We start from the raw sequence: 18235 nt of genomic DNA, 5'->3' as shown, positions 1-18235 counted from the left end.
AAATGTATTTTAAGGAGTAAAAGATGAGTTTAAAATATGAGAAAAAGTGACAACAATTTAAAAGCAATATGAATAATTCTTTAAAACTAACTACTAATAGGATAGCGTTAGTTAGTAGTTTATTAGCAGTTACGACATTAATGACCTTATTAGAAACACCACCTATTTTTTTACCTTTTTTAAAAATTGATTTTGGTAATACTATTAATTTAATTGCATTGTTAATTATTAAACTTCCTTATAGTTTGTTAATTGCCATTATTGTTCCTTGACTAAGTTTAATCTTGCCTCATTTTCCTTCTGGTAATGCTGAACCAATTGGTGAATTTGCTTATATGTTAAATACTATTACTTTATTGTTATTATATAGTAGTTTTAAATTATTATTTAAGCAATTACCATTTTGAAAAACGCAATCTAATAATTTTTGAAAAAGATTAATGATTATTGAAATACCAACAATTTTTATTACTTGTATTTTAGTATCATTAATTAGTGCTTTTTATAATTGAGCTTTTATTTTAGACATGTATGGTTCTGGTGATCTTAAAGATAAGATTTGAATTGTATTTGTACCATTTAATTTAATTAAATTTACTTCAGTTTTGTTTTTATATTTATTATTAGTTAGGCCAGTACAAATTTTAGTACAACATTTTAATATTTAAATAATATATTTTAATTGATCTTTTTGTTGATTTAAAAATTCTTCTTTATAATTTTGATTTTCATTATTATCACAATTGATTTCCGCAATATTAATAGCTTCTTCTAATATATCTCTTGGAGTTGAGTTGACTGAATATTTTGTTTTAAGTTCATTTTTTCTTGCTTTTTGTTTTAAAATTCAAATTGTTGTTTTTGAAATGCCAGTTTCTTTTTTGATTTCATCATAACTTTTACCATCTTGTAAATATTGTAATACTTTTTCTTTTATTTCGGGTGTATATTTTTTTGCCATCTTTTAATCTTCCTTTTCTTTTTAAATATTTAATTTAATAAAAATCCTAATACAGAAAAATATCTATATAAGGATTTAACACTGTTTAAATTAATGATTAATATTATAATTTATTTTTTTAGTTTTTGTTATTTTTATTGTAATAAAAATTATTTATCAAATTATTATTATGATATTTTTATTAGACATATTCCGTAAATAAATTTAATCAATTGTCAATAATAATATTTATAAATTTTTTAGTGTTAATAATTATAGAAGTTAATATTTTTAAAAAAATACTTTAAAAATAAATTTATATTTCAAACACAAAAATTGTTAATATTATTTTTATATTAACTTGATAAAAATTTAAATTTTTAAAAAAATATTAAAAATATTTTTTTATTTTAATGGTTTTGTTTTATTAAAAATTTCACAAAGTAAGTTAAATCTTAAGTACATAAGTCTAAATATACTTTTTCTACATTTATTTATTAAAATTTTGAATCTTTTTAATCAAGCAAAAACATGTTCAACTTTAATTCTAATTTTTGAAATAATTTTATTGTAGATTTTTTCTTGTTTAGTTAATTTTTTATTTTTAGTTTTTTAATTGGTAATATAGTATTTTTATAAATATTTTGTATTCCTTGATATCCCAAATCACCAATAATTATTGTTTTTTCTGAAAATTCAAGATTTTAATTTTTTAATATTTGAAAATCATGTACTTTTCCATTATCAGCAAAAATATCAACAATTTTTTTATTAAAAAAGTCATATATAATTTTAAATTTTATAGAAAACATTCAACTTTTACCAGAAAAATATTCTAACTGTAGTTTTTTTTAGTTGGTCTTTCAATTTCAATTTCAGTTGAATCAATTAAATAAAATTGAAATTCATTTAAATCTTCTTGTTTTTTCTCAATTTTTGATTTATATTTTGTTTTTAAAAAATGATAATCTTTGTCATCACTAAGTTTATTTTCTACTCAAGTAATATTTCGAAAACAACTTGATGCACTCATTTTATATTTAATACTCATTTGGAAAAAAGTATAATATTATTTTCAGTATACTAAAGTCATCATCAATCTTTCTTCAACTGAAAGTTTATATTTTCTACCTTTAGTTTTTTTTAAATTTTCTATTTCAATTAATTTTGTTAACATTTCATCAAAATGAAAACGTTTTATACCAAAATATCTATAAAATTGTTCATTTTTTAATTTTTTTAAATTTTCAAAATTCATTTTTATCAACACCTTATTAATTTATTAATAAAGAAATTATAAAATAAATTTTAAATTATTAATTGACTTTTAAAAAATTTATTTACGGAATATGTCTATAGTTTCATTTACCATTAACTTGAACATAAGTTAAATCACTAACAATAACTTCATTTTTAAGCATATTATTAAAGTCTCTATTAACAAGATTAGTAATTTGACTATCATTGACTTTATTATGATAATTTTTGTATGATAATTTAGTGTATTTTGATATTAAATTATGTTTATTCATAATTTTTTTAATTTTTCGTCTTGATAAATTAATTTTCTTTTCTTTTAGAACAACTTTTAATCTTCTTGTTCCATAAGCTTCTTTATTTTCTTTAAAAGCACTAATAACAGCTTCATCATACGTATTATTTTGAATTTTATCTTCTTTTTTCTTGAAATTAAAATAATATGTTGATTTAGAGATTTTTAAAAAACGACAAATTGTACGAATTTTATATTTAACTTTATTTTTAGTAATAATTTCTATTTTCTGCCTATTATTAGTGCTGCTTTCTTTAAAATATCATTTTCCATTCTTAATTTAATTAATTCATTTTCTTCAACAGAAAGGTTATCTTTGGTTTTAAAAATGCCTGAATTAGTAAATTGCTTAATTCAATTATAAGTAGATGCTCTTGTAACAGTGTGCTCTTTAGCAAGACAAGACACTGACTTACCACTTTGATATAAAGCTACTATTTTTTTTAAATTAATCTGAATATGAGTTAATATTGGCCATAATTATAATTCCTTTCTTTTAACTAATTTGTTCACTTGTCTACGTAATTAGTGTCCAATAAAGTGGAACCCATCCATTGTTAACATTTCATCAAAATGAAAACGTTTTATACCGAAATATCTATAAAATTGTTCATTTTTTAATTTTTTTAAATTTTCAAAATTCATTTTTATCAACACCTTATTAATTTATTAATAAAGAAATTATAAAATAAATTTTAAATTATTAATTGACTTTTAAAAAAATTATTTACGGAATATGTCTATTGTTAATTAATTTTCTAAATTAGAGTAGTATTAATAGTTTTTATAAAAAATTAATAAATGTCTTGTTTTTTAATTAAAATTAATTTATTATTTTTATAAATAAGTATTTCTTTAATTAAATACCTATTTTAAAAAGGAGAAGTTATAATGAGAGCTAAAAGTGTTGACCAAGAAAAAGAAAAAGTAGATATAAAAACAAAGAAAAAAATAAAGATTAATTCAAAACAACAAATTTTTAATATTACTTTGACAGGAATTTTATTGGGATTAGCTGTTGCTTCTTCGTTAATTGAAATACCTATTCAGTTTATGGGAGTAATTTTACCATTAAGAATTTTTGATTCATTAATTATCGCTTTCGCTTTACCAATTATTGGTTTATATTATACATTAGCAATTGGTATTATCGAACCTTGATTACATTTATTAGCAGATAGTGATCATCCACCAATTCAAATTTTCTTTGATAATATTGCTAATATTTTATTTATTGTTTCTTTTTATTTTATTTACTACTATCTTTTTAAATTGTGCAATAAAAGTAAAAATTTAAAAGTAGATACTATCAAAAAAATAAGTACTGGTCTAGTAATAGTGCCCTTAAATGCGATTATCGCTACTTTATCTTTTGCTTTAACTTTAGTAGTGCTTTATTTTAGTCCTAACCTATCAAGACCTGATGAATATGATAATAATATTCTTAATTTTAATAATCATTCAGTAATTATATTATTTATTTTACTTGGTATTGAAATTTTAAGATTTATTTTTATCTTTATCTTATTTAGTTTAGTTGAAAGAAATGTAGGTTCTGCTAAACGTTATTATTTTTAATAAAAAGTATTTTATTTTATAAAATAAAATGTTAAATTAATAATTATTAATTAAAAATAAAATTAGGGAGCAATATATGAAGTTAATAGTTATTTTAATTATTATCATGAGTATTATTTTTTTAATTGGTTTTATAATAATATTTTTTCTGAAATTAAGAAAAAAGAAAATAAAATCATCAAGGGAAATAAAATATCGTTTATGTGTTCCAAATTCTTATCATAGCATTATCAATAATAGAAAGTTTAAAAGTAATAATGATTTAGTAAATAATAAAAAAGTTTTGGAAATGTTAACATATTTACAGGAAAGAGATATCGCTAATTATAATAATATTATTCCTGCCTTTTATAGCATTTTAGAAAAACCTATCCAACATAATTTGGAAGCTAATAAAAATGTTAATTATTTATTAACTAATATTGTCGATATTTTATGTCATCATCATCACTGTATAGTAAATCCCTTACATTTGATTAAACATTTGTTTAATAAATGTAATAATAAATTACATCAACACAAAAAATATTCTCATTTCACTCAAGAGAATAATCATTAAGTTAAACCAACACATGTTTTTAATAAAACACAAACTAATGCTTCTACACCAAAAAAACATAATAAACATACTTTCTCATAAATTTATAAATATTCCTTTACTAGTTATTAGTCCTAACTTAACAAAAACGGAATATCTAATTAAATTCATAATTAAAATGTATTAAGTGTCTACTAATTTAACTTATTAGTAGATATTTTTTTTAAAAATAAAATTTACTGTACATTATTTTGTAATAGTTTATAATAATAAGAAAATCATTATAAATGGAGTGTAAAATATGAAACGAAAATTAAATTTATTTTTTACTACCAGCCTTTTATTAAGTTCTAGTATGTCGCTTTTAGCATTCACAATTGATAAAAACAATATTAGTATTAATAATTTTGCTAACAACAATGTTGATACTAAAACAGCAACTAAGTATGCTAATGAAACCTCTATTGTTGGTAAATCGTTATTAATTGGTAAAAATAAAGGTTTTAATACTAATAATTTATTAAATAATTTGTATAATCAAGCCCCTTCTATTCAAATTGATAATCTTACAGGTAATAATAATGGAAATGATTTTATTAATAGACATATTCCGTAAATAAATTTTTTAAAAGTCAATTAATAATTTAAAATTTATTTTATAATTTGTTTATTAATAAATTAATAAGGTGTTGATAAAAATGAATTTTGAAAATTTAAAAAAATTAAAAAATGAAAAATTTTATAGATATTTTGGTATAAAACGTTTTCATTTTGATGAAATGCTAACAAAATTAATTGAAATAGAAAATTTAAAAAAACTAAAGGTAGAAAATATAAACTTTCGGTTGAAGAAAGATTGATGATGACTTTAGTATACTGAAAAGAATATTATACTTTTTTCCAAATGAGTATTAAATATAAAATGAGTGCATCAAGTTGTTTTCGAAATGTTACTTGAGTAGAAAATAAACTTAGTGATGAAAAAGATTATCAGTTTTTAAAAAAAAAATATAAATCAAAAATTGAGAAAAAACAAGAAGATTTAAATGAATTTCAATTTTTTTTAATTGATTCAACTGAAATTGAAATTGAAAGACCAACTAAAAAAACTACAGTTAGAATATTTTTCTGGTAAAAGTTGAATGTTTTCTATAAAATTTCAAATTATATATGACTTTTTTAATAAAAAAATTGTTGATATTTTCGCTGATAACGGAAAAGTACATGATTTTCAAATATTAAAAAATTCAAATCTTGAATTTTCAGAAAAAACAATAATTATTGGTGATTTGGGATATCAAGGAATACAAAATATTTATAAAAATACTATATTACCAATTAAAAAAACTAAAAATAAAAAATTAACTAAACAAGAAAAAATCTACAATAAAATTATTTCAAAAATTAGAATTAAAGTTGAACATGTTTTTGCTTGATTAAAAAGATTCAAAATTTCAATAAATAAATGTAGAAAAAGTATATTTAGACTTATGTACTTAAGATTTAACTTACTTTGTGAAATTTTTAATAAAACAAAACCATTAAAATAAAAAAATATTTTTAATATTTTTTTAAAAATTTAAATTTTTATCAAGTTAATATAAAAATAATATTAACAATTTTTGTGTTTGAAATATAAATTTATTTTTAAAGTATTTTTTTAAAAATATTAACTTCTATAATTATTAACACTAAAAAATTTATAAATATTATTATTGACAATTGATTAAATTTATTTACGGAATATGTCTAATGATTGAACTAGCAACTTAGATGGTAATAGTATTAATACTATTCAGTCTTTATTTCAACCTAATGTTATTAATCAATCTAAAGTTGATAATATCACCAATAATATTAATAGTTATAGTATTTATCGTGACATATTGCCAATGGTTAAAAATTATTTAAATAATTCTATTTTATCTAATGATGATACTGTTAATATGATTGATGGAATGTTAAAAAATATTAAAAATTTAATACCAAATATTAATGATTACTTATCTTATACTAATTATATTCCAATTATAACTAATACTATTGATGAATTATTAGCGGATTGAGATCAAGAAGATAATTTTAGTGGTAATACTACTTTTGAAAAAATGCAAGATTATATGTCAAAGAAAGCGACATTTGCTCAAGCTTGAAATATTCCAAGTCATGAAAAGTGATACTATGTTAAAGATGAAGCAAAAAATTGAAATTGAAATCAATTTTATGAATATATAGCTGGTGTTAATTTTAATTATATGTTTAAGTCAATATCAGGAAAATATATTGGTGAAATAATTAGCGATAATATTAAATATGATTTATGAGGTGCTGGACCTATTGGTTTTAATTCTGATAATTTTAATGCTACATTTAGTGAAAATCTTAATAAGATTTTAACAAATCCAGTGGCATGACCTTATTTAATAAAAACAATAATACCAATGGTTAAAAGCGAAGTATTAAAATTAACTAATCCAACTTTCGGCATTGATGGTATTACTTGAGATGATAAAACACTACTTAAAAATAATACAGTTCAACTAAAAAAAGTATTAACTATTTTTCAAGAATTAATATCTTCAAAAGATAATATGCTTAAATTAGTTGCCGATTTAATGGCCGGACCTTTTGGTGAAGATATTATTGTGAAAGCTACCTTTGCATGAACTTATTCATATTGAACATTACCTGAGATTCAAAAGGAATTTTCTTTTATTTCAGCTATTAGTGATATTCCTCAACAAGTTGTTAATAGTTTAGAATCAGCAATTAAAAATGTTCCAATTAGTGACACAATTCATAAAATATTTGAGTTTACTAATAAATATTTAACAACAAATCCATTAATTGATTTAAAAGATTTAGTAAAATATTTAGATTTAACTTTTGGTAGTAAATATTTTATTAATGCTTTAAATAATCTTAAATATATTATTAATCATCCAACAACAGATAATATTAGTAAAACTAAAGAAATATTACAATTATTAGGTGTTCAATTTGGTGGTGAAACTAATTTTAAACAAGATAGTGTTTTTGCAAACTTTTCTAATTGATTAAATACTTCTACTAGTAGTTTAAATTCCTTACTAAATATAATAGTTGATAAAACACATCATAATGGTATTCTTGATAATATGTTAAAGGACCAAGAAAATTTATATAAAGATATGTATAGTAAATATTTTGATATTACCAATAATAGTTATTTTACTTTAAGTGATATTGCAATGAATACATTTAAACATGATGATGGTAGTGTTAGTGCAGTTTTAAGTTATAAAATTAAAAATAATTTAGATAATAAAAGTTATGATATTACATTTAAAAATGCTAATTTTCTTACAAGTAAAATCTTTAAAATAAAATTTTTTCATATTAGTCAATAATTTTTAATAATTTTCTTCAATAATTAGATATTTTAATTTAAAAAGTATCTTAATATACAAGACGGTTATTGCATTTTTCTTTAAACAATTTAAAATATAGATAACTTATAGATTTAAGAAAAAGTTATTGGAGAAAATAAAGGGGACTAATTATGAAATTATTATTAACAAGATTAAGTGTTTTAACACTTGCAACAACCGCAGGAAATTTAATCAATATTTTAAATACCATTGAAGAAAAAAAGTAATGTAAAGATTGTTGTTTACATTACTTAATATTTTTATATTTACTTTATTTTGAATATTGTTTTTTAAATGTTTTGATTTTATAATGTATATGAACAGACAAGAAATATGTGCTTAAATCATTAAGCCTGTTTAGTATTATTACCTAAACAGGCTTTTTTGCTGTTTAATTAGATAAATTTTAACTTAGAAAGAAGAGTAATTAAATGATAAATAATCAAGAACAGTATAAAAAAATTATTACTATTGCTTTAAATGCTATTGGTGCTGGTAGTGCTGGTGCAACTACTAAATTATTACATAATGCTCGTCAAGTTTCACAATGATTAAATTTAGCAAATGCTTTAAATAGTGGTGTTTTTGGGACAACATTTACATTTTTACCAGATAGTAAAAAAGTAGCAACATTAATAGAAGTTTGAAAAATATTAACAAATACCTCATATATAGTTACAACATTAGATGTTAATTTCCTAGATAGGCTTTTATCTCCATTTATATGATAAAATTTAAAAATAGTACATAAAGGGTATAAAAGGGTAATGTTTAGTAATCTGTGTAACTTAGTGATTTTACAACTAAAATTTATTTAAAAAACACAGTTTTTAGGAAAGTCCCGATAAATATTAAAACAATATTTACTAAAGCAAGTAATTGAGATTTAACAATTCCTAATTTACTACCATTTATTAGTTTTGAAATATCTGCTATTTCTGGTGTTTTGGCTGGAACAACAACACTTACACGTATTTATTTTAATAATAAAGATTCAACAACTAATAAAATATTAAAGTCAATTGAAGATGGTTTTAATTTATTATGTCCTTTTGCTGCAGTTATTGGAGGAGGGACATTATTTTGAACACCTGGTCTTGATTCAAAAATTATTGCTCCAATTTTTGCTACACTTGATGGAGTTTCTGGAACTACTAATTGATTAATAAATAAATTTTGAAATCCTATTGATTTTGAAACTAATAATGAAAATCAGAGCATATTGGATAATGAAGAAAATGGTACTTTACTAATTAATGATGAAGAGTTTAAGACAAGATGTAATGAAACAAATATTGATAATGATTCATCTTCATTAAAATCTGTTAATTCATTTTTTGTTGCTAATTAGTAATAGTTTTTTGTTGAATTTATTTAAATAGATTTTTAAAATTTAATAATAAAAAATCACTAGCATCTTTATTGTTGCTAGTGATTTTTATTGCTTGATTTGTTAATTTTATGCTAAAAGTAGTGTTTTGTGGGAGTATAAATATTTGTTATTGTGTTATCTTAAAAAGCATTCTAATATATAAATAACTTATAGATTTAATAAAAAGTTATTGAATAAGATAAAAAGGGAGGTTTTCAATATGAAAAAATTGATGACTGCATTAAGTGTTTTAGCATTTGGAACATCTATTGGAGCTTTAAATACTGTTTTAAATAAAACTCCACAAAAAATTAAAATTTTAGATAAAAAAACACAACAAGATACAATTTACATTGATAAAGATGGAAAAGAACAAACAACTAATAAAAGAGATTTATCAAATATAAAAACTACCAAAATTACTCAAATTGGTTTTTATAAAAACCAACAAGGTGAAATTCAAGTTGTTAGAATGCCAGAAACAATTAAAGAAGTACCTGACAAATTACCACCAGAAATCACTTCTTTATGGGTAATGTTTAGTAATCTGTGTAACTTAGTGATTTTACAACTAAAATTTATTTAAAAAACACAGTTTTTAGGAAAGTCTCTTTTTATATATGGATGCTTCATCATTTAATGGTAATATTTCAACTTGAGATGTATCTAATGTAAGAAGTATGAGTGGTATGTTTACTCGTTGTTTTTTATTTAATCAATATTTATCAACTTGAGATGTATCCAATGTAAGAATTATCACTGGTATGTTTGCTGGCTCAGTATTATTTGATCAAGATCTTTCGAAGTGAGATGTATCCAATGTACTATATCACACTCATTTTGCTGTTGGTTCAGCAATTTCTGATTCTAATAAATTACCTAAATTTAAAAACTTTTTTATTAATAACACTATTTAATTTGATCAAAAGTATTTAATTTCTAAGTAATTAACTATAATAAAAATTAGAATAATATAATAAAATATTATATTTGTTTTTTATAAAAACATATAATATTGACAAACGGTAAATTTAAAAACTTTTAACTCATTTCTTTATTTTTTTAAAGTAAATGAGTTTTTATTTTTATTATTGTATGCTCTTTTATTTTACTGGCTAGTCATACATTTAAAGTAATCAATTGCAATTATATGCCAAAGGTTATATAATATGGGTAATAGTGGGAAAGTGTGGGTGATATTATGCTACTAGGACAATCATTGTCAACATTAGATGAAAAGAAACGAATGATAATTCCTTCTAAGTTTAGAAGTTATTTTCATAACAATGAGATTGTTATTGTTTCTAAAGGTTTTGAAGGCTGTTTAGTTATTCGTAACGAAATTGAATTTATTAAATGACAAGATAAAATCTTATCACAATCTGAAGGTCAGAAAGAAGCCAGAATTTTGGCAAGACAAGTATTTGCTAATTCAGAAGAATTAACTATTGATAGTAAAGGTCGCATTAATATTCCACATTCATTATTGACACTAGCTGATATTAAACAAAAAGTAATTATGATTGGACTATCCAATAAAATTGAGATTTGATCAGAAACTAATTGAAATAGTTTTAATCAAGATACCAAGGATAAATTTGAGTCAGCGGGAGCAGCTCTAGATGAGATATAAAAATTATGAATAATATCAATGCAATACACATTTCTGTAATGTTAACAGAAGCTATTTATTTCTTAAATATTAAACCTGATGGTATTTATGTCGATTGTACATTAGGACGAGCAGGTCATAGTAAAGTTATACTATCAAAACTTACCTCTGGCAAACTATATGCTTTTGATCAAGATCAAATGGCCATTGATAATAGTAAAATTATTTTAAAAGATTTTAAAGATAAATATGAAATAATTAAAAGTAATTTTGCCAATATTCAATATGAGTTTTTAAAAAGAAATATTACTAAAGTTGATGGTATATTATATGATTTAGGTATATCATCACCACAAGTTGATGAAGATATTAGAGGATTTAGTTATATGAAAGATGCTAAGTTAGATATGCGTATGGATCAAAGTCAAAAATTAAATGCGTGAGATATTGTTAATAATTATAATTATGAGCAATTAAAAACAATTATTAAAAATTATGGTGAAGAAGTATTTGCTAGTAGTATTGCTAAAAATATTATTAAAACAAGAACTTTTCAACCAATTGATACCACTTTACAATTGGTTATGATTATTAAAAAATCATTACCAGTAAGAGTATTAAATAAGCATCATCATCCTGCCAAAAAGACTTTTCAAGCATTAAGAATTGCTGTTAATAACGAGTTAGAAACATTAAAATCTTCTTTAAAACAATCTTTGAAATTATTAAATTCTAATGGTAGAATTGTTGTTATTAGTTTTCATTCTTTAGAAGATCGTATTGTTAAACAAACTTTTAATGAAGTTTTAATTGATCCACAAGCGCAATTATATGCTAAATTACCAGTTCACAATAATTGAAAAACAAAATATCAATTAATAATTAAAAAACCAATTACACCAAAGCCTGATGAAATAAATAAAAATCCAAGAGCACGAAGTGCAAAGTTAAGAGTTATTACTTATATTGATTCATAAAAATGTTTGGAGGTGAACAATATGAATTTTCAAGAATTATATGTTGTATGTCAAATTGAAGACTTTAGTTTAAAAGTTATGGTTAATAATTATGTTAATAATCAAATTCAGGTTTTATATAAAGAAACTGTTGATACTGAACAGTTTTCTGAAAATGGTGTAATTATTAATTCAATTGCTACAGGTAAGTTATTAAGGCAAATTATTAATAAAATTAATAATACTTTAAATATAAAAGTACAACGTATTGCCTTAACTTTACCTTCAAATAATTTAAAAATTTATCAATCACAAGCATCACTTGATTTTAAAGATGCTAACCACATTATTACTGATGAAGATTGTAGTAAAGTGATTGAAATGGCTAAAAACATTACTATTGATAATAGTGAAATTATTTGTTTAACTAAACCATACAATTTTAAAGTTGATCATTCAATTGGTAATGAACAATTACCAATTGCTAAAAAAGGACAAGTTATGCATGTTGATGCTTTAGTTTATTCATTACCTAAAAGTTTATATAATTCTCACCTCGAAGTATTAACTAATGCCGAAACAGAATTGTTAACGGTTACTTTAGATCAATTTGCATTAGTATGTAATATTAAAAATACTGATTTTAATCGTAATACAGTTTTAGTTGATTGAAATATTAATAGTACTAAGATTAGTGTTTTTAGTAATTCAGTATTATTTGCAACAACCAATATTAAAATTGGTTGAAATCAAATAATTCAATCATTAATGAAGCAAATGCATTGTGGTTATGATAAAGCTGAAAGATATTTACAAAAAATTATTAATATAAGCAGTAATTATTTATGCGATGTTGTTGTTGATAAGTATGTTGATGAGCAGAAAAAATCTATTGTTCGTTTAACAAAAACTGATTTACAAGCAACAGTTAAAAAACAAATTAATGAAATTATTGCTTGTATTGAATATTTTCTTGATGAAGTTAGTGATAATAAGAGTTCAGATATGGAAATTATTTTTACGGGAATTACTATTGGTTTATGTGGTTTTACCAACTATTTTAAAAATAATAGCAAACTAAAAGAAGTAAACTATATGCTTAGCCAAACTCCTGGTGCATATAGTTATCAGTGAACTACTTTAATCGGTAATACTCACTACCAACATTTAGTAAATGTTTTTAGTAATAATTATATTTCATCAATACATAAACCAGAAATTGTATCAAAATTAAATCATTATACGCATTCTAATAATCATGATAATAAGCATTATAATTCCCCCTTTCAACCAAATTATCAGTATAATGATGGTAGTAAATAGAAGAAGACAATTTGATTAATCAGGAGGAAAATAAAATGGAACATAATAATTCACAATTTAAACCAATAGCATCAATTCGGGTAATTGGTATTGGTGGTGCTGGTAATAATGCTGTTAATAGAATGATTGAAGCAGAGGTACAAGGTGTTGATTTTTATGTTGCTAATACTGATGCACAAGTAGTTAATGCATCTCCAGCTGAAAATAAAATTATTTTGGGCAAAGAATTATCAAAGGGACTTGGAGCTGGAGCTAATCCCGAAATTGGCAAACAAGCCGCAATTGAAAGTGAAGCAGAGATTAAACGTGCTTTAGATGGTGCAGATATGGTTTTTATTGCTGCTGGTATGGGTGGTGGTACTGGTACTGGTGCTGCATCAATTGTTGCAAGAATTGCTAAAGAATGTGGCGCTTTAACAATTGCTATTGTTACTAAACCATTTAAATTTGAAGGACGTAATCGTAATGCTCATGCCGTAGTTGGAATTGAAAATTTAAAGAAACAAGTTGATGCAATTATTATTATTTCTAATGATAAATTATTACAAGTAATTGGTAATATTCCTCTTAAAGATTCGTTTAAAGAAGCAGATAATATTTTACGTCAAGGTGTACAGACTATTACTGACTTAATTGCTGTTCCTGCTTTAATAAATTTAGATTTTGCTGATGTTCGTACTATTATTGAAAATAAAGGTAATGCCTTATTTGGTATTGGAATGTCAAAGGGTGAACATAAAGCTAAACAAGCCGCAACAAAAGCTATTTCTTCTCCTTTACTTGATGATGTGACAATTAAGGGTGCTAAAAATGCTATTGTTAATGTTACTGGTGGAACAACAATGACATTAACTGATGGTAATATTGCTGTTGATTTAGTTCGTGATGCTGCGGGTAATGATGTTAATATCATTTTTGGTGTCGCTGTTAATGAAAATTTAAATGATGAAATGATTGTAACAGTTATTGCCACTGGTTTTGATGAAGAAGGTGCTAATGCTAATAATTTTGTTTATAGTTCAAAAGTTGATAATCATGAATTTATTACTAATAAGACTCAATATTTAAGCGAAGAAATTAAAGAACAAACAAAGAAAAAAGAAGAAGAACAACAAAATTTAGTCCAAGAAGCAGCAATTGAAGCAGATGATGATTTACCATCATTTTTACGAAGACGAAAGGGAGTTTAATTAATTATGGGATGAAGAAGTAAAAAATATAAAGACAATGATGAAAATAGTAATTATAAAACCAGTTTTCAAGAACAAATACAAGAATTTGCTCCTAAAAATTATCAAGAAATTGAATCAATTGCTAATGTTATGATTTTACAAAAACCAATTAAAGTTAATTTAACAACAACTGTTGAAAATGATCGAAGAAGAATTATAGATTTTCTTTGTGGTATTTCGTATGTTATTGGTTTTGTTGTTGATAAAACTGATATTCATATTTATGAATTTAAAAATGAATTAAGTTAATCTTGAACAAATAGGTTTTTATTTCTTTCTAATAACTTTTCGTAATTAACTATTAACAGATTCAATAGCATTTGTTGTATAAATCACTCTTTTGATTTCTGCAGGATAACTGAGGATTTTTAAAAATCTGTGTATCTTTTTACAAAGTTACTAGTTTAGATTAATTCTATCTTCAAATTTTATCATAAAATGAGCAATTGCTGTATTTCAATTTTGAATGGGCATTGTTCATTTTTTTGTTATATTTTCAATTGCTAAGTAAAATATTTTAAAAACTGCCATATCATTTGGAAAAACTTTTTGATCAAAACCATCAAAGGTAATGTTTAGTAATCTGTTTAACTTACAAAAATAACTATGTTTAATTAATTCTAGTAAATAAAATTAAATAAATAGAAAGAGTGAGTTACGTATGTCTAAAAAACAAAATATTAATAATAATGTTCCAATATCAAAAGCAGTAGATTTATTATTAGAAAATACTGAAGATTTAACAATAGTTTTTAAAGAGGGAGGTTTATATAAAGAATTAACAAAAAGATTAGTTGAAAAAATGTTGAATTCTGAAATGCAAAATTATTTAGGATATGAAAAAAATCAACATAATACTAGTGATAATGCTCGCAATGGTATAAGTTCAAAAAAATTAATAACTCAACAAGGTAAAATTGAGATTAATGTACCGCGAGATCGTAATAGTAATTTTGAGCCAGTAAATAGTTGCAAAAAGACAAAGAATATTTGATGGTTTTGATCAACAAGTTCTTTCATTATATGCCAAAGGCATGACTTTATCAGATATTAGAATGCAGTTACAAGAGTTATATCATGGTGCTGATATTAGTGAAAGTGTTATTAGTCAAATTACTGATGATGTTATTGATGATGTTAAAGCATGACAAAATCGGCCATTAGAAAGTGTTTATCCGATTATTTATTTTGATTAGACATATTCCGTAAATAAATTTTTTAAAAGTCAATTAATAATTTAAAATTTATTTTATAATTTCTTTATTAATAAATTAATAAGGTGTTGATAAAAATGAATTTTGAAAATTTAAAAAAATTAAAAAATGAACAATTTTATAGATATTTTGGTATAAAACGTTTTCATTTTGATTAAATGTTAACAAAATTAATTGAAATAGAAAATTTAAAAAAAACTAAAGGTAGGAAATATAAACTTTCAGTTGAAGAAAGATTGATGATGACTTTAGTATACTGAAAAGAATATTATACTTTTTTCCAAATGAGTATTAAATATAAAATGAGTGCATCAAGTTGTTTTCAAAATATTACTTGAGTAGAAAATAAACTTAGTAATGACAAAGATTATCAGTTTTTAAAAACAAAATATAAATTAAAAATTGAGAAAAAACAAGAAGATTTAAATGAATTTCAATTTTATTTAATTGATTCAACTGAAATTGAAATTGAAAGACCAACTAAAAAAAACTACAGTTATAATATTTTTCTGGTAAAAGTTGAATGTTTTCTATAAAATTTCAAATTATATATGACTTTTTTAATAAAAAAATTGTTGATATTTTTGCTGATAATGGAAAAGTACATGATTTTCAAATATTAAAAAATTCAAATCTTGAATTTTCAGAAAAAACAATAATTATTGGTGATTTGGGATATCAAGGAATACAAAATATTTATAAAAATACTATAGACATATTCCGTAAATAAATTTTTTAAAAGTCAATTAATAATTTAAAATTTATTTTATAATTTCTTTATTAATAAATTAATAAGGTGTTGATAAAAATGAATTTTGAAAATTTAAAAAAATTAAAAAATGAACAATTTTATAGATATTTTGGTATAAAACGTTTTCATTTTGATGAAATGTTAACAAAATTAATTGAAATAGAAAATTTAAAAAAAACTAAAGGTAGAAAATATAAACTTTCAGTTGAAGAAAGATTGATGATGACTTTAGTATACTGAAAAGAATATTATACTTTTTTCCAAATGAGTATTAAATATAAAATGAGTGCATCAAGTTGTTTTCGAAATATTACTTGAGTAGAAAATAAACTTAGTGATGACAAAGATTATCAGTTTTTAAAAACAAAATATAAATCAAAAATTGAGAAAAAACAAGAAGATTTAAAGGAATTTCAATTTTATTTAATCGATTCAACTGAAATTGAAATTGAAAGACCAACTAAAAAAAACTACAGTTAGAATATTTTTCTGGTAAAAGTTGAATGTTTTCTATAAAATTTCAAATTATATATGACTTTTTTAATAAAAAAATTGTTGATATTTTTGCTGATAATGGAAAAGTACATGATTTTCAAATATTAAAAAATTCAAATCTTGAATTTTCAGAAAAAACAATAATTATTGGCGATTTGGGATATCAAGGAATACAAAATATTTATAAAAATACTATATCACCAATTAAAAAAACTAAAAATAAAAAATTAACTAAACAAGAAAAAATCTACAATAAAATTATTTCAAAAATTAGAATTAAAGTTGAACATGTTTTTGCTTGATTAAAAAGATTCAAAATTTTAATAAATAAATGTAGAAAAAGTATATTTAGACTTATGTACTTAAGATTTAACTTACTTTGTGAAATTTTTAATAAAACAAAACCATTAAAATAAAAAAATATTTTTAATATTTTTTTAAAAATTTAAATTTTTATCAAGTTAATATAAAAATAATATTAACAATTTTTGTGTTTGAAATATAAATTTATTTTTAAAGTATTTTTTTAAAAATATTAACTTCTATAATTATTAACGCTAAAAAATTTATAAATATTATTATTGACAATTGATTAAATTTATTGACGGAATATGTCTATTTTTTAAATAAATTAAAAGATAAAGATAAATGATTTGAAAGATTATATAAATTTGGTTTACAAGAAAGTTTATTAGGAAAATCATTTTTAATATGAATGTTAACTAAAAATAATGAATTAGCATTACTTGTTCCAACACCAAGTTTTATGGATAGAGTTGCTAAATTTAATGATCAAGAACAATCAGCAGAATTATTTTTTCAACAAGAACAAAGTGATAGTGCAAAATTAACTTGAGTAACAATGCAAAATGGAAAAGTAAAAGTTGAAGTATTTAGTGGTTCAAAAGAAATTATTTTAGGTTCTACAAAAACTAAAATGAAACCAGATATTGAACCAATTGAAGAATATGAATTAAAAAATCCATTTGATTATTTACCAATTGTAGAAATAACTAATTTACCGTATTTAAATTTATATGGTAATTCAACACAATTAAATGCTTATCCAGATTGTCAAAATGTTTATAAATTAATTCATGATGTTAATAAAGCATTTACACAAAAACAAAAAGAAAGGGTATTAAATAGAACTAGAGCATTAGGTAAATTAAAACCAGAACAAATATTAAAATTAAAAAATAATGAAATGGATATTAGTGAATTTGCTGATTTCTTATTGATGTTCGTGTAGAAATTTATAA

Annotated in this window: 30 protein-coding genes; 24 read left to right on the top strand and 6 right to left on the bottom strand. The window is 22.0% G+C overall.

Annotation, left to right across the window (positions count from 1 at the left end; translation table 4 throughout):
- Positions 1-23 precede the first annotated feature (23 nt).
- On the top strand, positions 24-668 hold the full coding sequence (locus ABWV63_RS05340) for a hypothetical protein (protein WP_353307120.1): 645 nt from the start codon (positions 24-26) through the stop codon (positions 666-668).
- Here the strand turns inward: ABWV63_RS05340 and ABWV63_RS05335 are convergent.
- From ABWV63_RS05335 to ABWV63_RS05315, 5 genes are all read right to left on the bottom strand, one after another.
- A complete protein-coding gene (locus tag ABWV63_RS05335; protein WP_353307119.1) occupies positions 665-961 on the bottom strand; it encodes a helix-turn-helix domain-containing protein in 297 nt (98 codons plus the stop codon). The two genes, ABWV63_RS05340 and ABWV63_RS05335, sit on opposite strands and share 4 nt — an antisense overlap.
- 814 nt (positions 962-1775) lie before the next feature.
- Entirely contained in the window at positions 1776-1991 is a 216-nt protein-coding gene (locus ABWV63_RS05330; protein WP_353307117.1) for a hypothetical protein, read from the bottom strand.
- Positions 1992-2009: 18 nt separating this feature from the next.
- Entirely contained in the window at positions 2010-2198 is a 189-nt protein-coding gene (locus ABWV63_RS05325; RefSeq protein WP_353306102.1) for a hypothetical protein, read from the bottom strand.
- A gap of 82 nt (positions 2199-2280) precedes the next feature.
- Positions 2281-2472: a hypothetical protein gene (locus tag ABWV63_RS05320; RefSeq protein WP_353307116.1), complete on the bottom strand. Its 192-nt coding sequence runs from the start codon at positions 2470-2472 to the stop codon at positions 2281-2283.
- 242 nt (positions 2473-2714) lie between these two features.
- Positions 2715-2900 (bottom strand): hypothetical protein, encoded by a 186-nt coding sequence (locus ABWV63_RS05315; protein ID WP_353307115.1) that lies wholly within the window; start codon positions 2898-2900, stop codon positions 2715-2717.
- Positions 2901-3383: 483 nt separating this feature from the next.
- Between ABWV63_RS05315 and ABWV63_RS05310 the strand changes: the two genes are divergently transcribed.
- The 16 genes from ABWV63_RS05310 (at position 3384) to sepF (ending at position 14762) form a co-directional block, all read left to right on the top strand.
- On the top strand, positions 3384-4070 hold the full coding sequence (locus ABWV63_RS05310; RefSeq protein ID WP_353307114.1) for a hypothetical protein: 687 nt from the start codon (positions 3384-3386) through the stop codon (positions 4068-4070).
- 76 nt (positions 4071-4146) lie between these two features.
- The gene (locus tag ABWV63_RS05305) at positions 4147-4629 is read left to right on the top strand and encodes a hypothetical protein (protein WP_353307113.1); all 483 of its coding nucleotides are present in this window, start codon (positions 4147-4149) and stop codon (positions 4627-4629) included.
- A 280-nt stretch (positions 4630-4909) separates the two neighbouring features.
- Positions 4910-5224, top strand: coding sequence for a hypothetical protein (locus ABWV63_RS05300; protein ID WP_353307112.1), 315 nt, complete (start codon positions 4910-4912; stop codon positions 5222-5224).
- 82 nt (positions 5225-5306) lie between these two features.
- A complete protein-coding gene (locus ABWV63_RS05295; protein WP_353307111.1) occupies positions 5307-5480 on the top strand; it encodes a hypothetical protein in 174 nt (57 codons plus the stop codon).
- The gene (locus tag ABWV63_RS05290) at positions 5465-5743 is read left to right on the top strand and encodes a transposase family protein (protein WP_353307110.1); all 279 of its coding nucleotides are present in this window, start codon (positions 5465-5467) and stop codon (positions 5741-5743) included. Before ABWV63_RS05295 ends, ABWV63_RS05290 begins: the two co-directional genes overlap by 16 nt.
- 7 nt (positions 5744-5750) lie before the next feature.
- On the top strand, positions 5751-6158 hold the full coding sequence (locus tag ABWV63_RS05285) for a transposase family protein (protein ID WP_353307109.1): 408 nt from the start codon (positions 5751-5753) through the stop codon (positions 6156-6158).
- Between the two features lie 195 nt (positions 6159-6353).
- Complete coding sequence (locus ABWV63_RS05280; RefSeq protein WP_353307108.1) at positions 6354-7997, top strand: hypothetical protein; 1644 nt, start codon at positions 6354-6356, stop codon at positions 7995-7997.
- A gap of 452 nt (positions 7998-8449) precedes the next feature.
- Complete coding sequence (locus ABWV63_RS05275) at positions 8450-8749, top strand: hypothetical protein (protein WP_353307107.1); 300 nt, start codon at positions 8450-8452, stop codon at positions 8747-8749.
- Positions 8750-8964: 215 nt separating this feature from the next.
- On the top strand, positions 8965-9369 hold the full coding sequence (locus tag ABWV63_RS05270; RefSeq protein ID WP_353307106.1) for a hypothetical protein: 405 nt from the start codon (positions 8965-8967) through the stop codon (positions 9367-9369).
- 241 nt (positions 9370-9610) lie between these two features.
- Entirely contained in the window at positions 9611-9976 is a 366-nt protein-coding gene (locus ABWV63_RS05265) for a hypothetical protein (RefSeq protein WP_353307105.1), read from the top strand.
- A gap of 34 nt (positions 9977-10010) precedes the next feature.
- Positions 10011-10307, top strand: a complete 297-nt coding sequence (locus ABWV63_RS05260) for a BspA family leucine-rich repeat surface protein (RefSeq protein WP_353307103.1) — start codon at positions 10011-10013, stop codon at positions 10305-10307.
- Positions 10308-10609: 302 nt separating this feature from the next.
- Entirely contained in the window at positions 10610-11023 is a 414-nt protein-coding gene (gene mraZ / locus ABWV63_RS05255) for a division/cell wall cluster transcriptional repressor MraZ (RefSeq protein ID WP_353307102.1), read from the top strand.
- Positions 11024-11028: 5 nt separating this feature from the next.
- Positions 11029-11979: a 16S rRNA (cytosine(1402)-N(4))-methyltransferase RsmH gene (gene rsmH, locus ABWV63_RS05250; RefSeq protein WP_353307101.1), complete on the top strand. Its 951-nt coding sequence runs from the start codon at positions 11029-11031 to the stop codon at positions 11977-11979.
- Positions 11980-12000: 21 nt separating this feature from the next.
- Positions 12001-13281 carry a hypothetical protein gene (locus tag ABWV63_RS05245; protein ID WP_353307100.1) on the top strand — a complete coding sequence of 427 codons (1281 nt, stop codon included), beginning with the start codon at positions 12001-12003 and terminating at the stop codon, positions 13279-13281.
- A 35-nt stretch (positions 13282-13316) separates the two neighbouring features.
- Positions 13317-14471: a cell division protein FtsZ gene (gene ftsZ / locus ABWV63_RS05240; protein WP_353307099.1), complete on the top strand. Its 1155-nt coding sequence runs from the start codon at positions 13317-13319 to the stop codon at positions 14469-14471.
- Between the two features lie 6 nt (positions 14472-14477).
- On the top strand, positions 14478-14762 hold the full coding sequence (gene sepF / locus ABWV63_RS05235) for a cell division protein SepF (protein WP_353307098.1): 285 nt from the start codon (positions 14478-14480) through the stop codon (positions 14760-14762).
- A 150-nt stretch (positions 14763-14912) separates the two neighbouring features.
- Here the strand turns inward: sepF and ABWV63_RS05230 are convergent, their stop codons facing one another.
- Positions 14913-15044 carry a hypothetical protein gene (locus tag ABWV63_RS05230; protein WP_338979449.1) on the bottom strand — a complete coding sequence of 44 codons (132 nt, stop codon included), beginning with the start codon at positions 15042-15044 and terminating at the stop codon, positions 14913-14915.
- 130 nt (positions 15045-15174) lie between these two features.
- On the opposite strand from ABWV63_RS05230, the gene ABWV63_RS05225 reads away from it, so the two are divergent.
- The 7 genes from ABWV63_RS05225 to ABWV63_RS05195 all read left to right on the top strand — a co-directional run bounded on the left by ABWV63_RS05225 (position 15175) and on the right by ABWV63_RS05195 (position 18225).
- The gene (locus ABWV63_RS05225) at positions 15175-15567 is read left to right on the top strand and encodes a transposase (protein ID WP_353307097.1); all 393 of its coding nucleotides are present in this window, start codon (positions 15175-15177) and stop codon (positions 15565-15567) included.
- Entirely contained in the window at positions 15479-15709 is a 231-nt protein-coding gene (locus ABWV63_RS05220; protein WP_353307186.1) for a transposase, read from the top strand. Before ABWV63_RS05225 ends, ABWV63_RS05220 begins: the two co-directional genes overlap by 89 nt.
- A 176-nt stretch (positions 15710-15885) precedes the next feature.
- On the top strand, positions 15886-16263 hold the full coding sequence (locus ABWV63_RS05215) for a transposase family protein (RefSeq protein WP_353307096.1): 378 nt from the start codon (positions 15886-15888) through the stop codon (positions 16261-16263).
- Positions 16251-16457, top strand: a complete 207-nt coding sequence (locus ABWV63_RS05210) for a transposase (protein WP_353307095.1) — start codon at positions 16251-16253, stop codon at positions 16455-16457. The genes ABWV63_RS05215 and ABWV63_RS05210 overlap by 13 nt, the downstream gene beginning before the upstream one ends.
- A gap of 78 nt (positions 16458-16535) precedes the next feature.
- Positions 16536-16958, top strand: a complete 423-nt coding sequence (locus tag ABWV63_RS05205; protein WP_353307094.1) for a transposase family protein — start codon at positions 16536-16538, stop codon at positions 16956-16958.
- A gap of 23 nt (positions 16959-16981) precedes the next feature.
- Entirely contained in the window at positions 16982-17389 is a 408-nt protein-coding gene (locus tag ABWV63_RS05200; RefSeq protein ID WP_353307093.1) for a transposase family protein, read from the top strand.
- A 185-nt stretch (positions 17390-17574) separates the two neighbouring features.
- Positions 17575-18225: a hypothetical protein gene (locus ABWV63_RS05195; RefSeq protein WP_353307092.1), complete on the top strand. Its 651-nt coding sequence runs from the start codon at positions 17575-17577 to the stop codon at positions 18223-18225.
- Positions 18226-18235: the final 10 nt, after the last annotated feature.

This window comes from Spiroplasma ixodetis (assembly GCF_040369795.1).
GTDB classification, from domain to species: domain Bacteria; phylum Bacillota_I; class Bacilli_A; order Mycoplasmatales; family VBWQ01; genus Spiroplasma_E; species Spiroplasma_E ixodetis_B.
Note: the sequence above shows the minus strand (reverse complement) of the source record. Positions and strands in the feature narration are given on the sequence as shown.